The sequence below is a fragment of the Blautia sp. SC05B48 genome, assembly GCF_005848555.1.
GTDB lineage: Bacteria > Bacillota > Clostridia > Lachnospirales > Lachnospiraceae > Blautia_A.
In genome coordinates, this window is the sequence record NZ_CP040518.1 from 3,665,908 (window position 1) to 3,685,810 (window position 19,903).

Below are 19,903 nucleotides of genomic sequence, written 5' to 3' on the forward strand. Positions count from 1 at the left end.
GATGTGGATGTTTCTGTTCTTACAATCTCATAGCCTACAAAACAAACGAAGCATTTTCTCAGATCAGCTTCAGATATTTCAAGCCATCCCGAATGCCGTAGTGGAACATATCAGACGTAACATAATCTGCCAGTTCTTTGATCTTCGGAGAAGCATTTCCCATGGCAACCTTTGTTGCAGCGTATTCAAACATGGCAAGATCATTGTTGCTGTCTCCAAAAACAACGGTATTCTCCCACGGAATATCAAACAGGCGGATCACAGTTGCGATCCCAACAGCCTTGTTAAAGCCCTTTGGCACCAGTTCAATGGTATTTCCCACAAACGAACTGCTGCCTTCATGGCGAATGATATCATAGTATTCTGATAAAATGGATAACGCTGCCTCCGCATCACATCCCTCCGTCATTTTTGCACTGATCTTATTGATCCGCATACAATCCTCATTTCCACGGATAGGCCTCCATTTATCGCCCAGGGATTCTGTGATCAGACTGGCATACCAGTTCACTTCATCGGTATACTCCTCTTTGTCATAATACATAAAATCCGCGCCTTCCATTACCGGGATCAGTCCGTATTTTCTGAGAACCTCCACAGAAAGCTTTGCAACCTCCGGCGTCATCTCTTTATTAAAAAGTCTCTTCCCGTCCTTCTCAATGGTGGATCCGCAGGCACTGATCATTCCCGTAAAAGGGACCTGCTCCAGATACCAGGATACAAACGCACGACTTCTTCCTGTGCAGAGCCACGCTTCATGTCCGTTATCTACCAGCGCACGGATGGCTTCTATGGCACTGTCCGGCACTCCTTTTTTCATATCACAGACTGTTCCGTCCGCATCAAAAAATACTGCTTTTCTGCTCATTTTCCTGTCCTCCGATATCACCTGTAAAATACCTTTGCCGCACGGATCAGGCTTTCCGTATCTTTCACTCCGGCTGTTTCATAAGCGGAATGCATCGCCAGCTGCGGCAGACCGATATCGACCGTATTTATGGCTGCCTGGGTATTGGAAATATTTCCCAGAGTGGAACCACCGGCAATATCAGAACGGTTCACAAATGTCTGATATGGCACATCTGCTTCTCTGCAGAGTTCCTTAAAGATTGCTGTGGAAATCCCATCGGTACAATATTTCTGATTGGCATTATATTTGATCACAATTCCACCATTCATCACCGGACGGTTTACAGGATCTGCCTTGTCTGTATAATTCGGATGTAATGCATGTGCATTGTCCGCAGAGATCATAAAGCTCTCTGCAAGGGCCATCAGATAACTTTCCTGATCTCCGCCAAGGGCCAGATTGATACGAAACAGTACATCTTTAAGAAATGTGGATGCAGCTCCCTGCCTGGTAGTGCTTCCCACTTCTTCATTATCCAGTACACAGTGGACTGCAATGACCTTCTTCTTATCTGCCTGAAGAAAGCCTTCCATTGAAGCGAAAGCACACTGCAGATCATCCAATCTTGGACTGGAAACAAATTCATTCCTGGATCCCCAGATCGTTCCGGGCATCCGGTTATAGAGAAACAGATCATGGCCCAGGATATCCTCCGGACGGATCTCTGCCTCTTCTGCCAGCATCCGCATGAAGTTGCCTTTTTCGCCACTGCCACTGTACAATGGAAGCATATCCTTCTGGACATTATAATGATAGCCTCCGTTAATATCTCGGTTCATATGGATCGCAAGGCTCGGGATCATGACCAGATCTCTGTCAATATCTACAAGCTTTTCCAGAATTTTTCCGTTTTTGTGGACGATCATGCGGCCTGCCACAGAAAGGGGACGGTCAAACCAGGTAGAAAGGATCATTCCTCCATACCGCTCCACATTCAGCTTCACATAAGCTCCGTTTACAGACATCTCCGGATTTTCTTTTATTTTAAAAGACGGGGAGTCACTGTGACTTGCAATGATATGATATCTCCTGCAGTCATTGACAGGAATGGAAAATCCGATGATCGCGGAATGATTTCTCATGACAAAATATTTTCCGCCCTTTTCCAGCTCCCAGCGCTCCTCTTCCTTCAATTCTGTAAAGCCTTCCTCCAAAAAACGTCTTCTTGTTTCCTCTGCCGCCTGAAAGGCTGTAGGACTTTTACTGATAAATTCCAGCAGTTTTTCTGTTGTTTCTTCGTACATAATCTTCTCCTCTGTCGGCCCGGTAATATCCAGGCTGTTATGCTATTACCCATTATACGGCAAAACTTTTTTCAGGGCAATATCTCAGATTTCTGCACTCTTTCGTACCCACATATGCTGCACAAGCTTATCCCCAAGCTTATTTACGAGCATAGTATAAATTGAACTAAATACATTGGCTCCAATACGGAGCAGCACTGCTGCCGGCATTCCAAACAGTCCTGATGCAATGGACAGTGCTCCAAATGTATTAAATGCAGTCTGCCACGCATAACCTGCGGAATATCCCACACCGACTCCTCCGATCATTCCAATATAGGGATACATAGATTCCGGAAGTATCAGATAAAGCACTGCAAACAGAATACAGCCAACGATGTTGAACATAGCTCTTTTTCCGGCTCTTCCCCTGCAATCCGCGGTAAACGGCAAACACACGGACATACAGGCAATTCCGGCCCACATTGCTCTTGGGAGTCCCAGAAGAGACATGATCAGCATAGCGCTGGAAACGATCAGCGTCAGTCTTAAATACCACCTGCCTCTTGCGGAATGCAGATCAAATTCCCGGAACAGGTCCAGAAATGTCCTGCGATACGGGCGGTTTTTCTGATTCTTATAAAAAACTACCATGCAGAGAACCATTCCGGCCAAAAGCCCCTCTACACGAAGCAGATACGCCTTTCCGGTTACGTCATATCCCATCAGAAGCAGATATCCGAGAACAAATGTGGAATGGTTATACATAATTACATTATGGCATCCCAGGATCATCAGTAACAGGATGCTTATCGCATTAACAAAAAATGCCGGTACCGGTGAAACCATGTTGGATAATCTCGGCCCTGCGATCAGAATACAGAAAATCCCGGCAATGGACAACAATCCGTGGGACGTCCGGATCCCGAAATCCGCCTGTCTTAAAACCAGCACTGCCAGCAGTACGGTTACTCCTACAACACTGTTGTCATTGCCGGTTATCTTACTGTACAATGTCACAACCGCCACACAAAATGCCATGACAAGATACACTTTAAAATTATAGATCAGAATATGCCTTCTTTTCTCCTTTTTGTCTGTGGTATTTCTGATCAGCTGTTTTGATCCGGTTGAGCTTAACTGCAGTTCCTGATAAAATGTCATTTTCATCACTCCTTTTGTAAAGCAGACATTCTCATTTCGCTTTTTTCACATGCTCATAAACGCAATCTCTTTACAATTTACGTTCAAAGATACAAACAGCCATTATACTTGGTTTATTCTGAAACGTCAAACATTTTTTTCTGAAATCATGTTCACGCATTACACTCCCAGCCCCGATCAGATCACTCCGAAAATGGCCAGGAACATTTTTATTATTTTTATATTTACTGTAGCTCCGCTATCCTGGTCACTGCTACATAAATGTCCTGTATCTTATACCAGGTTGGATAATCCACCACTCCGGATGCAGGAAGCCCAAATATATTCTGGAATTTTTTTACAGATGCAGCAGTAGCCGGACCATAAATACCATCCACGATCACTGACGGGATGGCAGGATAGGCTTTTGCTATGGCATTAAGCTGTTCCTGGATCTGCTGTACCTTTTCTCCGGTAACACCGATAGTCAGGTCATATCCCGGCCAGGATGCGGGAATCCCGGAAACTGCTTCCGCCACATTGATATACATATCGTTTCCATAGAAGCTCCGCAGGATCTCAATGGCGGAATATCCCTGATCTCCCAGAGCTTTGCTTCCCCACTGGGTCATCCATCCCCGGTCCCTGCACTGCACCTGACGTCCGTCACAGTACTGGGTCAGGATCGGCTGACGCACATTCGGTCTGGAAAGGTAGTTTTCAAAAAGTTCATCCACGATCCGGTCGATACTCTCAAAAATATTCCTGCCATAGATCCATTTGTGGTCGTATGCTGTAGAGGACGTAATGGTGAAATCATATCCCTTATTCCGGTACCACTCTGTATAAACTCTGTTCAAAGTAAACGACATGATTGCCAGAACATTGGCACGTATCGTGTCCTCCGGCCAAGTTGCGTAGATCTCACTGCTGGCCACGTTTTTGATATAATCCTTATATCTTACATAATAATCCTGTGCAGAGGTATCCCCTATTGGCCCGTCGTGGACTACGATATACTCCGGGATCACCACTTTGTTTAATACGATCTCGCCGGTTTCATTTATCGGCTTGATCTCTGCTTCCGGATTTTTAGGAGGATATTCCCCAAAAAGCGTATGGGGTCCGATGACGATCCGCTGATAATCCACTCCATTACCCTGCTGTCTGCTAAGGGATGCTCCCTGCCTGGCAATGGAATAGGGAAGAACTTCTGTCCCGGCTATTTCTTTTGGTGTAAAACCCTCTGCACTGATCTGAACTGTGTATTCTGCATAGGGCTGCTGCTCCACCGGTTTCATGCTGTATTCCAGCGGAGGAGCTGCCAGTTCCAGCATCGGCGTTCTTCCGGAGGAATCCGTGTGAACTTCTTCGATCACATTGTCCGGGACTCCTGTGTACGAGATCCGCACTGCAGCATTTTCCACAGGACGGTTACTGGCACTGTCCAGCACCGTCACCTGCAGCTGTCCCTGATCCGGCATATCCTGCTGCATGGAAATATAAGAATGATTTTTCATAAACAGAGGCTCCTTTTTGTGCCTGAAAGCACACTGGTTCTCTGCTAGTATATGTACAAAATCTCAAAATGCCATATCTCCTACTGTGCTTCCTCCCACTAATCTTCCGCATCCTGGATATCATCAATCCATGTATTCTTCCGCTTTTTCATAACATTCCCTATTCTGTTTTTCCTTAAATTCCTCATTTTTGATCTGGATTGCCTCTTCTGCCTTTGTAGCCAGAAAAGGAACTGCTATAACAACTGCTATCAATGCCGCCAGTATTAAAATATCCTTTTTCAAATTTACATATCCCCCTTTACTCTGATGCTTTTATTATATAATAAATATCTGCACAAAAAAAGTGCTGTATCATCTCCTCACAGATCATACAGCACTTGCTAGTTACTGTTCACTCCGTTCTCAGTAACACTTGATATTTACCTTTTTCCGCCAGATATCAGAATATCTTCAGAATATCATTATACATAACGATAACCATCAACGCCATCAAAAGCATCAGCCCTGCAAAATGGATCATGCCTTCTACCTGACGGTTTACCGGTTTTCTCCGGATCGCTTCTACCACCAGAAATACCAGCCTTCCTCCATCCAGTGCAGGAAGAGGAAGAAGGTTCATCACTCCCAGGTTTGCAGAAAGAAGAACTGCCATATTCAGCAAATTCATCCAGATCATCAGCGTTCCCTCACTCTTGGACTGTTCGTAAGTGTCGCCAATGGCATCCACAACACCCACAGGACCACTTAAGTCTTTCATTCCAAGGTGACCGGTCACAAGCTCTTTCAGGCTTAAGATCGTAGTACGGATCATGTATTTCACTTCCACAGCACCATATTTCAGAACATTAAAGCCGGAAGTTTTTTCACTGTATGTGTTATATCCGAAACCGGAAACCGGTGTTCTGTATTCCCTTGGTGTTATCTCTGCCTCATATTCCAGTCCGTTACGCTCATAGGTGATCGTCACAGGTTCCTTGGATAACGGATGCTCCTCGATGTATTTTTCATATGCATTTCCGTCCGGAACCTCCACACCGTTGATCTTCGTGATCACATCGCCTGCTTCCAGACCTGCCTCTTCCAGTGGCATTCCCTTGATCAGTGATTCCACTGTCATGGAATTTACATCGGAACGGTTAAAGCCAAGAAGATACCGCACATTTACATCTGGTTTATAGGAAATCTCCTGTTCCTTTCCATCACGTTTTACTTTCAGCCGGATGGTATCTCCCTCTTTCAGTTCGTTGAGATACGAATATACATAAAGATCTTTCCCCAGATCAATATGGTAGCCCTGATATTCCGTGATCACATCACCCTTTTTCAATCCTGCCTTATCCGCAGCAGAATTTTGGGTTACTTCTAATACGGTTGCCGGATCATAGCCCACACAGCCCACAATGATCACAGACAAAATAAATGCCAGAAGAAAATTGAATACCGGACCGGCAGCAACCACTGCGATCCTGCCCCACACAGGAGCAGAATTAAAGGTTCCCGGACTGTCATCTTCCGCATCCTCTCCGGCCATGGCACAGGAGCCTCCAAGAGGAAACAATTTCACAGAATAACGTGTACCACCCTTTACTGTACTTATGATCCTGGGTCCCATACCAAGAGAAAATTCCAATACCTCGATGTGATTCTTTTTTGCCAGAAGAAAATGTCCCAGCTCATGGATCAGTATCACAACGCTGAAAATAATTACAGCAATCACAAATCTCAATTTACCACCTGCTTTCGATCCACTGATAAGTATCCTGCTCTACAGAAAGGATCTCATCCAGATCCGGATGTGCGATTTTTTTATGTCTTTCCATAGACTGTGCAATAATCTCATAAATATCCAGAAAACCGATCTTTTCCTCAAGGAATTTCTTTACTGCAAGCTCATTGGCTGCATTAAAGACAGTCGGCATACTTCCGCCCTCCCGGGACGCCTGGATCGCCATAGGCAGTCCCCGGAATGTCTCCATATCCGGAACCTCAAATGTGATCTCATGAAGCTTTGTGAAGTCAAGGCGATCTCCGTCCAGATATCGTCTGTGTGGATAGTACAGAGCGTACTGGATTGGAAGTCTCATATCCGGAGTTCCAAGCTGTGCCATGATCGCACCATCCTTAAACTCCACCATGGAATGGATGATACTCTGTGGCTGCACCACCACCTGAATATGATCCAGATCCATGTCAAACAACCATTTGGCTTCCATAACTTCCAGCCCTTTGTTTACCAGGGTTGCAGAATCTACGGTGATCTTTCGTCCCATTACCCAATTTGGATGCTTCAGAGTATCTGCAACAGTGACCTTTCGCAGCTCTTCTGTGGTACGTCCGCGGAAGGGGCCACCGGATGCCGTGATCAGAAGCTTGTGGATCTCTTTGTTTTCTTCTCCGTGGATAGCCTGGAAAATAGCACTGTGTTCACTATCTACCGGAAGGATAGATACGCCATACTTTTTTGCCATCGGCATGATCAGATGACCGGCTGTGACAAGGGTTTCCTTATTTGCCAGGGCAATGTCCTTTCCGGCACGGATTCCCTCCATCGTAGGACGGATTCCGATCATTCCCACGATCGCAGTGACAAGAATTTCTGATTCCGGCATGGACGCAAGCTCCAGAAGTCCCTCCATTCCGCTGACTACCTTTGTATCCGTATCCGCAATACGCGTTTTCAGATCCTGGGCTGCTTTTTCATCCCAGACTGCTGCCAGAAGTGGATGAAACTCCCGGATCTGCTCTTCCAGTTTCTCCACACTTTTGCCTGCACTGACTGCAACAACCCGAAGGTCTTCGTTTTTTCTTGCCACATCCAGTGTCTGGGTCCCGATGGAGCCGGTAGAACCTAAGATTGCAATATTCTTCATTTCTAATGTCTCCTAAATTCCAAGAATCGTTTTTGCAAGATAGTAAATAACAGGGGCTGTGATGATCACACTGTCAAAACGGTCCAGGATTCCTCCATGGCCCGGAATCAGCTTTCCATAGTCCTTGATGTTCTGGTTCCTTTTGATCGCAGATGCAGCCAGATCACCCACCATGGAGATCAGAGCTCCAACTGCGCAGATCAAGGCATACTCAGCCATTTTTCCCTGTGTTGCCGCTGCATAGATCACTCCAAGAAGCGCCGCTCCCGCAACGCCTCCTACAGCTCCCTCGATGGATTTCTTCGGGCTTAAAACCGGCGCCATTTTATGCTTTCCGATAAGCATTCCCACACAGTAAGCACAGGTGTCACATCCCCAGGAGCACAGGAATATCAGCCATACCAGGAATTTTCCGTCCGGAAGGCTTCTGGTAAGATAGATAAAGGAAAGCATCACAGCAACATATACAACTCCAAAAAATGCTGCCATCACCTGTTCTGCATGGTATTTCGGATAACCGAATACATAAACAAACAGGATCAGGATCATACTGATGATGATCGCCATTGTTCCGTAATTTCCAAAATCAGCTTTCATGGCAATATAATAAAGCACTGCTCCAAGATATCCTACAAGTTCCAGCACGGTAACATGCTCATCACTTACCTTCATTACCTTGTAAAGTTCTCTCATTCCGATCAATGAAACAGCCAGAAGTGTAAAAAATAAAATCCAGCTTCCGGAAATGATAGTTGCCAGGGCAATAATGACAAGGACGATACCACTTATCAGTCTTGTCTTAAACATGATCTACTCCTCCTTGACGCCACCGTAGCGTCTGTCTCTCTGATTGTATTTCTCGATGGCTTTGATCAGCTCTTCTTTATTGAAATCCGGCCATGCAACCGGTGTAAAATAAAACTCGGAATAGGCAAGCTGCCAAAGCAGGAAATTGGAAAGTCGCTGCTCACCGCTTGTGCGGATCAAAAGATCCGGATCCGGTACACCTGCAGTATCCAGATAGCTCTCAATCGTATCTTCTGTAATACCATCCGGCTCAACTTTTCCGTCTTTTACATCCTGTGCCATCTTCTGCATTCCACGGCGGATCTCATCACGGCTTCCGTAATTTAATGCCAGCTGAAAATAAATACCGTCAAAATCTTTGGAATATTCCTCCAGTTCCCGGACACTCTGCTGGATATCCGGTGCAAAGGCAGTAACATCTCCGATGACTTTCATCTTCATATTATTTTTCTTGGAAATCTTGATACATTTCTTAAGATAACCGCGGAACAGTTTCATCAGTGCTTCCACTTCTTCTCTGGAGCGTTTCCAGTTTTCTGTGGAAAAAGCGTAAACCGTAAGATATTTCACCCCAAGGTCTTTGATATCATAACAAATGTTTTCAAGATTGGCGCATCCCTTTACATGTCCGTAGGTTCTCGGCATTCCTCGTTCCTTTGCCCAACGTCCGTTTCCGTCCAGAATGATCGCGATATGATTTGGTACGTTCATAAATCTCCTCCATACAGAAAGAGAGCTTCTTCAAAGAAGCCCTCTCTATCCTCGTATTTCTTACAATTATACAGTCAGAATCTCTTTAGACTTGTTCTCGATCGCCTTGTCAACTTCCTTGATGTACTTATCTGTAAGTTTCTGGATCTGATCCTCAAGCTCTTTGATCTCATCCTCAGAAACATCCTGTTTTGCAAGTTTCTTAAATGCATCGTTGGCATCACGACGGATATTTCTTACTGCAACCTTGGCACCCTCGCCTTTTTTCTTAACGTCCTTCACCAGCTCTTTACGACGCTCCTCGGTAAGCTCCGGGAAAACAAGACGGATCATTTTTCCATCGTTGCTCGGGTTTAATCCCAGATCAGAGCAAAGGATCGCTTTCTCGATCGCTTTGATCATGCTGGATTCCCACGGCTGGATCTGGATCATACGTGCCTCCGGTACAGAAATGTTTGCAACCTGCTGGAGCGGAGTCGGTGCTCCATAATAATCTACGGTAAGTTTGTCAAGAATATGCGGGTTTGCACGGCCGGCTCTGATGGTTGTCAGCTCACTCTCCAAAGCATTCAGTGTTTTTCCCATTTTTGTTTCGTATACCTGAATTCTCTCATCCATTTCACATATCTCCCTGTATGGTTTTTTTATTATTCCCTTTTGATCACACGGTTACCTTTGTTCCGGAGAACTTGCCATGTACGGTATTGACGATGCTGTCCTTTTCATCAAGACCGAATACCAGCATCGGCATCTTCTGCTCCATACACATGATGGAAGCGGTAAGATCCATAGCTGCCAGCTTCTTTGCAACTACTTCATCAATGGAAATCTCATCATACTTCTTGGCATCTGGATTTACCTTCGGATCACTGTCATAGATTCCGTCAACAGCCTTGGCAAGAAGAATGGCATCTGCGCCGATCTCAACAGCACGAAGTACAGTAGCTGTATCTGTAGAGAAATACGGATGGCCGGTACCACCTGCAAAGAATACAACCTTTCCTTCTGCGAAGCTCTCTTCTACAGCATCCTTGGAATAAAGTGTGGTAAATGCACCACATACAAACGGGGTAAACACCTCTGTCTTAAGTCCCACATATCTGCAGATGTCAGACACATAGATACAGTTCATGATCGTAGCAAGCATGCCGATCTGATCCGCCTTGCTTCTGTCCATGGCTCCGCTGGTACGTCCTCTCCAGAAGTTTCCACCTCCGATCACGATACCAACCTGAAGTCCTTCATCCACGATCGTCTTGATCTGTTTGGCAACCTCTGTAACAATTGCTTCATCAAAGCCTCTCTTCTGCTCTCCTGCAAGAGCCTCTCCGCTTAATTTCAGTAACACTCTTTTCATATGTTTATTCTCCTTTACCATACGCCGGATACAACTTCATTGCCGTCATCGTCAAAAGTTGTGGATACCGTAAACGTATCATAATAATAATAACCTGTCTTACCGGACTCCGGCTCGTCCTCATAATCACTGCCATTTGGGCTGCCGCATGCATTCTCAAGCTCAGACATGGACCGACCAATATATCCTGCTGCTACAGATGCCAGATCCTTCTCGCCGGATGGTGCTTCCGTAGGATCCGGTGCATCGGAAGCTGGTGCAGATGTTGGATCCGGTGTGGATGTGGAGTCCGAACTGCCGGACGAACTGCTGTCTGTACTGTCTCCATTATCATAAGAGTTCTTCGGAGTCGGAGTCACAGCCGTACTGTCTGAAGAATCTGTACTGTCACTGGAATCACTTTCCTCACTGTCATCCTCAATGCCAAGCCTTGCCTTTACATCCTTCAGGGTAGACACCTCCTTGGTACTTCCGCTCGCCAGATATGTAGCATATGGAATTCCGTCTTCACCCTCACCGTCCATGCACAGACTCAGCTGTGAGATCGTCAGAAGCGGCAGCTGGCGGAAGAAACATTCATTCTGCTCTTCGTCAGAAAATGTGATCCTTACATCAAAGCTTGTTGCTGTATCTCCGTTATCGTCCTTCTGGCTCTTCTCCATATAATAAACAGCCTTGTCGTTGGAAGCCAGTGTGAATTTACCATTTACAAGATCGCTTCCCCAGGTCTCATCACTGTCATCGCCATCATCTCTGGTAGGACGGACATAAATTGCAGAAATCGTGGAATTCATCTTATTGGTAAATACAATACTGGTAGTGGTCTCGCTCTTGGTTCCCATTACGTTCTTGATATTTGCTGTTTCATCCGTAGAGGTCTGCATCTCCACCACATCCGTTTTCGCAGCTTCCGTTACCGTCGGGGTTGCCGTTGCCTCCACCTTCTGCTCCGGTGCCACAGAGTTCTTCTTTCCGCAACCGGCTGCAAGCATGCTCGCTGCAAGAATTCCGGCAAGAATCAAATAACGTTTTTTCATTATATCTCCTCCATATAAAATGGTTCTATTCGCTGTCAGGTTTTCCTTTTCTATTATTACAGAGTATCACTTTCTTGTCAACCTGACCGTTCTGAATTTCACAGAATCTTTAGAGTTACTGTTCACTGGTAATATTCCGCGAGGTGTTTTTTGTGAGCGAAGGTCACAGAAAACCCGAGACATTTGGAACAGCTGAGGTCAGAACCCGTTTTCCCTTCGCTGTCTGCGCATATCACGGCGCATTTTCGCAGCTTCATTCCGGGCTTTTTCCGCTTCTGTGGTAATGATCAGTTCCGGCACCTGGATCGGTTTCTGGTCTTCATCTACAGCCACCATCACAAAAAATGCCCGGTTTACAGTATGACGCATGCCATCCGGCTGTTCCACATACGTATCGATCTCGACCTCCATGGAAGTTCTTCCCACATAAGTCACATATCCCTTAAGTACTACGATCTCTCCCTCATAGATTGCATGCTTGAACTGAAGATTGTCCACTGCCGCAGTTACCACCCGATATGTCTCCGCATGACGCATAGCTACCACTCCGGCAACCTCATCCAGCCACTGCATCAGCGCTCCGCCAAAAAGTCTTCCGCCTCCGTTCAGATGCTGCTGCATGATCAGATGAACCTGCTCCGTCATCGATGCTTCTACCGTTTTTTTACGTCTATCCTGTATCTCTGTCATTTCTCATTCCCCGCATTTTATCATACTTTTACTTTTTCAGTTGAAACCAGCCGATCAATAAAGATTTTTTACTTTAAAGTCTCGCTCCGCTTCTCTTCTCTGATCCTTCTTTGCAATATCCTGGCGCTTGTCATAAAGCTTTTTACCACGTGCCATGCCAATCTCTATTTTTACCAGGCTGTCCTTGAAATAAACCTTCAGTGGTACCAAAGTCAATCCTTTTTCCTTTAATTTAGCTTCGATCTTATTGATCTCGTAGCGATGCAGCAAAAGCTTACGCACACGAAGAGGATCTTTGTTAAAAATGTTTCCTTTCTCATAAGGAGTGATATGCATTCCATATACATAAACTTCTCCGTTTTCCACACGGACAAAGGCCTCCTTGATGCTGCATTTACCGGAACGTAAGGATTTCACCTCGGTTCCTGCAAGTGCGATCCCGGCCTCATAAGTATCCTCTATAAAATAATCATGAAAAGCCTTTTTATTATTTGCGATCAGTTTCATTCCTGTTTTTTTTGCCATTTCGCGCTCCCTCAGTCTTCCTCAGCCAGGACAAAATCCACGGTTTTCAGCATTTTATCCGCATCTGCCACACGGACACGGACCTTCTGCCCAAGACGGAAGATCCTTCCTGTCATGTCGCCCCGCAGTTCATATGCATCCTGGTCAAATACATAATAGTCATCTCGCAATGTATTGATATGGATCAATCCTTCCACGGTATTCGGAAGCTCCACATAAAGTCCCCATCCTGTAACGCCGGAGATAATCCCCTCATACTCCTCTCCGAGATGATAGGACATATACTCTGCTTTCTTCAGCTTATCGGATTCTCTTTCTGCTTCGTCTGCACGTCGTTCGCACACGCTGGACTGGCGTGCCACTTCATCCAGGATCTCCTTGTAATGCTCGGTACGTCCTTCCCTTACCAGTCTGCCTCTCAGACGGTCATGGATGATCCTGTGGATCTGAAGATCCGGATATCTTCGGATTGGAGAAGTAAAGTGGCAATAATACTTCGCTGCAAGTCCGAAATGTCCGCTGCATTCCGTAGTATATTTTGCCTGTTTCATGGTACGCAAGGTCAGGCGGCTGATCTGTGCCTCATTGGGCATTCCCTCAATACTTTCCAGAATCTCCTGGATCTCACCAGGCGTGATCTCCTGTCCGGATTTCTGTATATTGACTCCTTCATTATGAAGAAGCATCAGAAGACTTTCAATCTTTTCCGGATCCGGATTTTCATGGGTTCTGTATACAAAGGGATAATCTCCGGTGCAGTATTCCTGTGCCACGGTTTCATTTGCAAGCAGCATAAAATCCTCAATGATCCTGGTTGCCACATTGGCCTCATAAGGCTGTACATCAATAGCTCTTCCTGCAGCATTCAGGATGATCTTACTCTCCGGAAAATCAAAATCAATGGAACCTCTTGTATGTCGACGGCTGCGCAGGATCCCGGAAAGCTCTTTCATCAGGAAAAACATGGGGATCAGAGCTTCATAGCGTTTCTTCGCCACATCGTCGGTATCCTCCAGAATATTTTTCACATCTGTGTAACACATACGCTCATCTACACGGATCACGGTTTCTGCGATCTTATGGGAAATCACCTTTCCTTTTTCATTAACATCCATCAGACAGCTTAAGGTCAGACGGTCCTGTCCCTGGTTCAGAGAACAGATACCGTTGGAAAGCCGCTCCGGGAGCATGGGAATGACACGGTCTGCAAGATAGACGGAAGTTCCGCGCTTCAGTGCCTCTCTGTCAAGGGCACTGCCGCCCTGAACATAGTTGCTCACGTCTGCGATGTGCACACCCAGATGATAGATTCCGTCTTCCTTTGTCAGGGAAATGGCATCATCCAGATCCTTTGCATCCTCACCGTCAATGGTGACTGTAACAAGGTCTCTGAGATCCAGTCTTCCATCCAGATCCGCTTCCTGTACATGGTCCGGCACACGGTCAGCCTGACGAAGTACTTTGTCAGGAAATACACTTGGAATGTTAAAGCTCTTCACAATAGCAAGGATATCTGTTCCAGGTGAGCGTAAGTTTCCCAGTACTTCTGTGATCTTTCCTTCCGGCTTCCGGTTTCTGGAGCCGTAATCTGTGATCTCTGCAACTACCTTGTCTCCGTCCTTTGCTCCCATGGAGTTTTTTCTGGAAATAAAGATATCTTTGGAAAATTTGGGGTTATCACTGATCACAAAGCCATAATCACGGCTGCTCTGGTATGTTCCCACGATCGAAGGCATTCCCCTTTCCAGAACCTTCAGCACAACGCCTTCCTGACGTTTTCCCTCTTTATGTCCGTTCCGTACAAGGATCTGCACCTTATCCTGATGCATGGCGCTTCCCGTGTCATTTTCCGGAATAAAAATATCCTGTTCCTGATCCTCCACTTCCACAAAGCCAAAGCCCTTGTAATGGCCAATAAAAGTTCCCTCCATGAGGGTTCCGTCCTTCTCGGAGAAACGATGTTCCTCATGATTCTTCTCTCTGCGTTCTCTTCCCTTACGGCCACGCTCCGGCTTTTCTGCCTTCAGAGCTTCTTTATTCTTTCGTCTGTCTCTGCGCTTGCCGGAAATCTTGCTGAATCTTCCTTTATTATCCACTTCAGCCTTGCCCTGGGCGCAAAGCTCGTCCAGCACGTCAAAAAGCTCTTTTTTCTCACTCTTATCCAGTTGAAGGAGGGATGCGATCTCACGCAGGCGCATGGGCTTATACAGCGGATCTCCCAGAAGCTCCATTATAAATTTTTTTCTTTTTTCAAAATTTTTCGATCTTTTCACATTTTCTCCTGTTTCATATTTATATTTCATTTTTACCCTGTTATCATTCCGAAGGAAGGTTCACCCGTGCCCCTGTATCAACGCAAAAACACTCCTGCTGATTAACAAAAGAAGTCCCCATCCGAGTTTCTTCTGCATGCTAACGCAGCAAGAGTGTTACCAACTTCCGTTCTGCCCCTGGCAGATCAGATAATGTTCAGTACGACTGACAGTACAAAGAAAATAACTCCCATGATAATGGTACCTCTTACAAGACCACCTTCCATGGAACGGCCCTTATTCTTACCCCAGTAAGTATCAGCTACTCCGGCGATAGAGCCAAGACCCTGCTGCTTGCCCTCCTGCATCAGTACGACAACAGTCAGAGCGATACAATCTATTGCATAAATTACAGTCAGAATAATCTTCAAAATGTTCACGCGGTTACACCTCCTAATCAACTAGAGGTTATTTTACCATAGCTAAACCGGGATTTCAACCATTTTCCGTTTATTTTATGCAGGGCTTTTTCTGAGATTTTTTTGCAAAAGGATCTGTATATCTTCCAAGAGTTCCTAGCTGTTCATGGATCCGCAGAAGCTGATTATATTTGGCATTCCGGTCCGAACGGCAGGGTGCGCCAGTTTTGATCTGTCCTGCCCCACAGGCAACTGCCAGATCTGCGATAAAGGAATCCTCTGTTTCCCCGGACCTGTGAGAGATCACTGCACGATACCCGGCATGCTGAGCCATCTCCACCGCATCCAGAGTTTCCGTGAGAGTTCCGATCTGGTTTACCTTAATAAGGATAGCATTGGCAACATCAAGCCCGATGCCGCAGTGCAGCCGTTTGATATTGGTGACAAACAGATCGTCGCCTACCAGCTGGATCTTTTTTCCCAGGTGTTCCGTCAGATATTTCCAGCCTTCCCAGTCATCCTCCCAGAGACCGTCTTCAATGGAAACAATGGGAAATTTTTCCACCAGTTTTTCATAATACTCTGTCATCTCACCAGCATCCCGGTAGATCTTTTCTCCTTTCATGCGGCTCTCCCCAGGGAAAAAGTACACGCCCTTTTCCTCATCATAAAGTTCGCTGGAGGCTGCATCAATGGCAATGGTGATCTCTTCTCCTGGTTTATATCCTGCTTTTTCTATGGCATGAACGATCAAGGTAAGCACTTCCTCCGAATCTGAAAGATCCGGAGCAAAGCCGCCTTCATCTCCAACCGCTGTGGAGAGTCCTTTTTCCCGGAGAAGAAGCTTTAAGTGCTGGTAGACTTCCACACACATGCGGATACCCTTTTCCAGGCAGTCAGCTCCGGTTGGCATGATCATAAACTCCTGAAGATCTACCGTATTGTCCGCATGCTTTCCCCCGTTTAAAATATTCATCATCGGTACCGGAAGCTGCATGGTATGGCAGCCGCCCAGATACTGATAAAGAGGAAGCCGAAGGGCCCCGGCTGCTGCACGGGCTGCTGCCAGAGATACTGCCAGTGTGGCATTGGCTCCTGCACTGCTTTTGTTCTCCGTTCCGTCGGTTTCGATCAGAAGATGGTCGATCCATGCCTGGTTCAGGGCATTTTCTCCGATAATGGCATCTGCCAGACGTGTATTGATATTTTCCACCGCTTTTTTTACACTCTGGCCCAGATATTCCTCACGGTTTCCATCCCGCAGCTCCACAGCCTCAAATTTACCTGTGGATGCTCCAGACGGCACCATGGCTCTTCCTGTGTATCCGTTGATCCCCACAATTCCTTCACCTACAGTCACTTCCGCTTCCACTGTAGGATTCCCCCTGGAATCAAGGACCTGTCTTGCATGAACTTTTCGAACAGGCAGATAACGTAGCATAAGTTTTTCCCTCCTTGAAAATAATAATACTGTTTATGATCTCCTGCACTTTCTGATTTTCTTCTTATGTTTATGAGGGTAGCTTGTCCGAAAAGGTTTTGGTCTATACCTTTTATCTGGTTCCGATATTATCTGATTTTTTAGTTATTTTATTTTTATTATTTTTCTTTTTGAATTTATTTTTATTTTTTTTCAAATTCAGTATTGACAATATCTATTTTATCTGTTATAGTTTAACCATCAAATAAAACAAACGGAAAACAAAAAACTAAATCAAAAAGGAGCGTGAACCCACCGAAAACATAACTTACTTCCCATAATCTAAGAAAGAGAGGTACAGTCCACCAGAAGATTTAAAGATTTTCCATCATAATTAAAACAAGGAGGTACGGACCACCGAGAACGTAAATTTTAATTCCGTATAAGTTTTAAATCTAAGAAATGAGAGGTATATTCCATTGGATAATGAAAATTAAAAGAGTCATCGGCAGAAGAAATCAATCGCTGATGACTCTTATTTTGACCTCTGTCTCACAGACATGATCTCATGATCTTCTGCTTTCATATCTTCTGCTTCGTGTTCATAAACATATTAATAACTCCACTTTCTCTGAGGTTCCCATGAAACAAAAACACATCTACCGTCTTATTTTTTTCTTTGTCATGGCTTTTGCTCTTGGCAGTCTTGCAGGAAAGATCTATTCTCATTTTACTTCCGACCCACGATCCGATCCGAATTCTGCCAAAAACAGCCAGACCTCTTCTGCTTCTATGACATTCCAAAATGAAAACTGGGGACTCGGTTTTCAGGAAGAAGGCAAACGGCCCACAGGAAATGCTTCTATTGAAGAGTTAAAAAAATACAATGCCTGGTATGCAGCCGATACCGATGAGAAAAAAATATATCTTACCTTTGATGCAGGCTATGACAATGGAAATATGCCTGCCATTCTGAATGCCTTACATAAGCACCAGGTACATGCTACATTTTTTGTTGTGGGAACACTGATCCGTGAAAAACCGGAACTGATCCGTGAGATCGTAGATGCAGGCCATACCATAGGCAACCACACCATGACACACCCGGATATGTCCGGCATCTCCACAAAGGAAGCCTTTCAGAAGCAGCTTGAGGATGTGGAGGTTCTTTATAAGGAAGCCACCGGAAAAGAAATGACAAAATTTTATCGCCCGCCCCAGGGCATCTACAGCGTGGAAAATTTAGAGATGGCAAAAGAGATGGGATACCACACCTTTTTCTGGAGTCTGGCTTATGTGGACTGGTATCAGGATAATCAGCCTTCGAAAGAAGAAGCTTTTGAAAAGCTTCTGGGACGGATTCATCCGGGTGCTATCGTGCTGCTGCACAGCACCTCTTCCACCAATGCTTCCATTCTGGATGAGCTACTGACAAAATGGGAAGAGATGGGATATACCTTTGGAACATTAGAAGAACTTGTGGCATCGGGATCCGCCTGAAAAAAACGCACATGATCCATGCATCCTCAGTGCCATCGACACGGATCTTCCCACTTTTGGATTTTCCAGATAAGCACACAAAAAATCTGCCCCGGAACTATGTTCTCATATGTCCCGGGACAGATTTTTCTGTGCTATTGATTTCAGAAGGTGTTCTTCTTATTTAATTGTCTTATTTACTGGACAGCCTTGAATGCCTCATCAAGATCCTGGATAATATCATCGATATTCTCAGTTCCGATGGAAAGACGGATCGTGTTTGGCTTGATTCCCTGATCAAGAAGCTCTTCCTCTGTGCACTGGCTGTGTGTTGTAGTAGCCGGATGGATAACAAGGGATTTCACATCTGCAACGTTTGCAAGAAGTGAGAACAGTTCAAGGTTATCAATGAAATCCTTTGCCTTCTGCGCATCTCCCTTGATCTCGAATGTAAAGATGGAACCGCCGCCGTTGGGGAAATATTTCTTATAAAGCTCCTGCTGGCTTGGATCTGCGGATACAGACGGATGATGAACCTTCTCTACCTGTGGATGAGCATTCAGATACTGTACAACCTTCAGTGCGTTCTCAACATGACGCTCTACACGGAGTGACAGTGTCTCAAGTCCCTGAAGGAAGATGAAAGAGCTCACCGGAGAAATTGTTGCTCCTGTGTCACGAAGAAGGATCGCACGGATCTTTGTAACAAATGCAGCCGGTCCGCATGCTTTTGTGAAGCTTACGCCATGATAGCTTGGGTTTGGCTCTGTAAGAGATGCAAATTTGCCGGATGCCTCCCAGTCAAACTTACCACTCTCTACGATCACACCACCGATAGTAGTTCCGTGGCCACCGATGAATTTTGTTGCGGAATGAACAACGATATCTGCGCCGTACTCAATCGGTCTTACGAGGTATGGTGTTGCAAATGTATTATCTACAACAAGCGGAATTTTATGTTTGTGAGCGATTTTTGCAAGAGCCTCAATATCTACAACATCAGAATTTGGGTTTCCAAGAGTCTCAATATAAACAGCTTTTGTGTTCTCCTGGATCGCATTCTCCACTTCCTCGAGATTAAATACATCAACAAATGTTGTTGTGATTCCGTATGCCGGAAGCGTATGCTCCAGAAGGTTTGTTGTACCGCCGTAAATATTTTTGGCTGCTACAATGTGATCTCCCTGCTGTGCAAGGTTCTCGATCGTGTATGTGATAGCTGCTGCGCCGGATGCTACTGCAAGTGCTGCGGAACCACCTTCAAGTGCTGCGATTCTCTTCTCGAATACGTCCTCTGTCGGGTTTGTAAGACGTCCGTAAATGTTACCGGCATCTGCAAGTCCGAAGCGCGCTGCTGCATGATCGCAGTTGCGGAATACATAGGAAGAAGTCTGGTAGATCGGTACTGCTCTTGCATCTGTAACCGGATCCGGCTGTTCCTGCCCTACGTGAAGCTGTAATGTTTCAAATTTGAATTTTCTCTGATCTCTTGTAATTTTGCTCATGTGTTTGTCCTCTTTTCTTTTATTCTTATATT

The 19,903-nt window shown here is 45.5% G+C and carries 19 protein-coding genes; 1 reads left to right on the top strand and 18 read right to left on the bottom strand.

Annotated elements, in window-relative coordinates; all coding sequences use genetic code 11:
* Positions 1 to 58: 58 nt before the first annotated feature.
* The 17 genes from EYS05_RS17060 to eno form a co-directional block, all read right to left on the bottom strand.
* A complete protein-coding gene (locus EYS05_RS17060; RefSeq protein ID WP_138277623.1) occupies positions 59 to 868 on the bottom strand; it encodes a Cof-type HAD-IIB family hydrolase in 810 nt (269 codons plus the stop codon).
* 17 nt (positions 869 to 885) lie between these two features.
* A complete protein-coding gene (locus EYS05_RS17065; RefSeq protein WP_022426517.1) occupies positions 886 to 2,154 on the bottom strand; it encodes a M18 family aminopeptidase in 1,269 nt (422 codons plus the stop codon).
* An 84-nt stretch (positions 2,155 to 2,238) separates the two neighbouring features.
* Complete coding sequence (locus EYS05_RS17070) at positions 2,239 to 3,297, bottom strand: FUSC family protein (protein WP_138277624.1); 1,059 nt, start codon at positions 3,295 to 3,297, stop codon at positions 2,239 to 2,241.
* 224 nt (positions 3,298 to 3,521) lie between these two features.
* On the bottom strand, positions 3,522 to 4,796 hold the full coding sequence (locus tag EYS05_RS17075) for a peptidoglycan-binding protein (protein ID WP_138277625.1): 1,275 nt from the start codon (positions 4,794 to 4,796) through the stop codon (positions 3,522 to 3,524).
* Between the two features lie 123 nt (positions 4,797 to 4,919).
* A complete protein-coding gene (locus EYS05_RS17420; RefSeq protein WP_158293345.1) occupies positions 4,920 to 5,081 on the bottom strand; it encodes a hypothetical protein in 162 nt (53 codons plus the stop codon).
* A gap of 157 nt (positions 5,082 to 5,238) precedes the next feature.
* On the bottom strand, positions 5,239 to 6,516 hold the full coding sequence (gene rseP / locus EYS05_RS17080) for an RIP metalloprotease RseP (protein WP_330575621.1): 1,278 nt from the start codon (positions 6,514 to 6,516) through the stop codon (positions 5,239 to 5,241).
* A gap of 10 nt (positions 6,517 to 6,526) precedes the next feature.
* Positions 6,527 to 7,669, bottom strand: a complete 1,143-nt coding sequence (gene dxr / locus EYS05_RS17085; protein ID WP_138277627.1) for a 1-deoxy-D-xylulose-5-phosphate reductoisomerase — start codon at positions 7,667 to 7,669, stop codon at positions 6,527 to 6,529.
* Positions 7,670 to 7,681: 12 nt separating this feature from the next.
* The gene (locus EYS05_RS17090; protein WP_021652949.1) at positions 7,682 to 8,476 is read right to left on the bottom strand and encodes a phosphatidate cytidylyltransferase; all 795 of its coding nucleotides are present in this window, start codon (positions 8,474 to 8,476) and stop codon (positions 7,682 to 7,684) included.
* 3 nt (positions 8,477 to 8,479) lie between these two features.
* A complete protein-coding gene (locus tag EYS05_RS17095) occupies positions 8,480 to 9,187 on the bottom strand; it encodes an isoprenyl transferase (RefSeq protein WP_015526784.1) in 708 nt (235 codons plus the stop codon).
* 66 nt (positions 9,188 to 9,253) lie between these two features.
* Positions 9,254 to 9,805 (bottom strand): ribosome recycling factor, encoded by a 552-nt coding sequence (frr, locus tag EYS05_RS17100; RefSeq protein WP_015526785.1) that lies wholly within the window; start codon positions 9,803 to 9,805, stop codon positions 9,254 to 9,256.
* Positions 9,806 to 9,848: 43 nt separating this feature from the next.
* Complete coding sequence (gene pyrH, locus EYS05_RS17105; RefSeq protein WP_138277628.1) at positions 9,849 to 10,544, bottom strand: UMP kinase; 696 nt, start codon at positions 10,542 to 10,544, stop codon at positions 9,849 to 9,851.
* Positions 10,545 to 10,558: 14 nt separating this feature from the next.
* A complete protein-coding gene (locus EYS05_RS17110; protein ID WP_243119170.1) occupies positions 10,559 to 11,581 on the bottom strand; it encodes a hypothetical protein in 1,023 nt (340 codons plus the stop codon).
* A gap of 198 nt (positions 11,582 to 11,779) precedes the next feature.
* On the bottom strand, positions 11,780 to 12,271 hold the full coding sequence (locus EYS05_RS17115) for an acyl-CoA thioesterase (protein ID WP_138277630.1): 492 nt from the start codon (positions 12,269 to 12,271) through the stop codon (positions 11,780 to 11,782).
* A gap of 54 nt (positions 12,272 to 12,325) precedes the next feature.
* The gene (gene smpB, locus EYS05_RS17120) at positions 12,326 to 12,796 is read right to left on the bottom strand and encodes an SsrA-binding protein SmpB (protein WP_021652954.1); all 471 of its coding nucleotides are present in this window, start codon (positions 12,794 to 12,796) and stop codon (positions 12,326 to 12,328) included.
* 11 nt (positions 12,797 to 12,807) lie between these two features.
* On the bottom strand, positions 12,808 to 15,099 hold the full coding sequence (gene rnr / locus EYS05_RS17125; RefSeq protein WP_138277631.1) for a ribonuclease R: 2,292 nt from the start codon (positions 15,097 to 15,099) through the stop codon (positions 12,808 to 12,810).
* 155 nt (positions 15,100 to 15,254) lie between these two features.
* Positions 15,255 to 15,488, bottom strand: coding sequence for a preprotein translocase subunit SecG (secG, locus tag EYS05_RS17130; RefSeq protein ID WP_118515926.1), 234 nt, complete (start codon positions 15,486 to 15,488; stop codon positions 15,255 to 15,257).
* A gap of 70 nt (positions 15,489 to 15,558) precedes the next feature.
* The gene (gene eno, locus EYS05_RS17135) at positions 15,559 to 16,908 is read right to left on the bottom strand and encodes a phosphopyruvate hydratase (protein ID WP_138277632.1); all 1,350 of its coding nucleotides are present in this window, start codon (positions 16,906 to 16,908) and stop codon (positions 15,559 to 15,561) included.
* Positions 16,909 to 17,529: 621 nt separating this feature from the next.
* Between eno and EYS05_RS17140 the strand changes: the two genes are divergently transcribed.
* Entirely contained in the window at positions 17,530 to 18,387 is an 858-nt protein-coding gene (locus tag EYS05_RS17140) for a polysaccharide deacetylase family protein (RefSeq protein ID WP_138277633.1), read from the top strand.
* A gap of 176 nt (positions 18,388 to 18,563) precedes the next feature.
* Here the strand turns inward: EYS05_RS17140 and EYS05_RS17145 are convergent, their stop codons facing one another.
* Entirely contained in the window at positions 18,564 to 19,871 is a 1,308-nt protein-coding gene (locus EYS05_RS17145; RefSeq protein WP_138277634.1) for an O-acetylhomoserine aminocarboxypropyltransferase/cysteine synthase family protein, read from the bottom strand.
* Positions 19,872 to 19,903 lie beyond the last annotated feature (32 nt).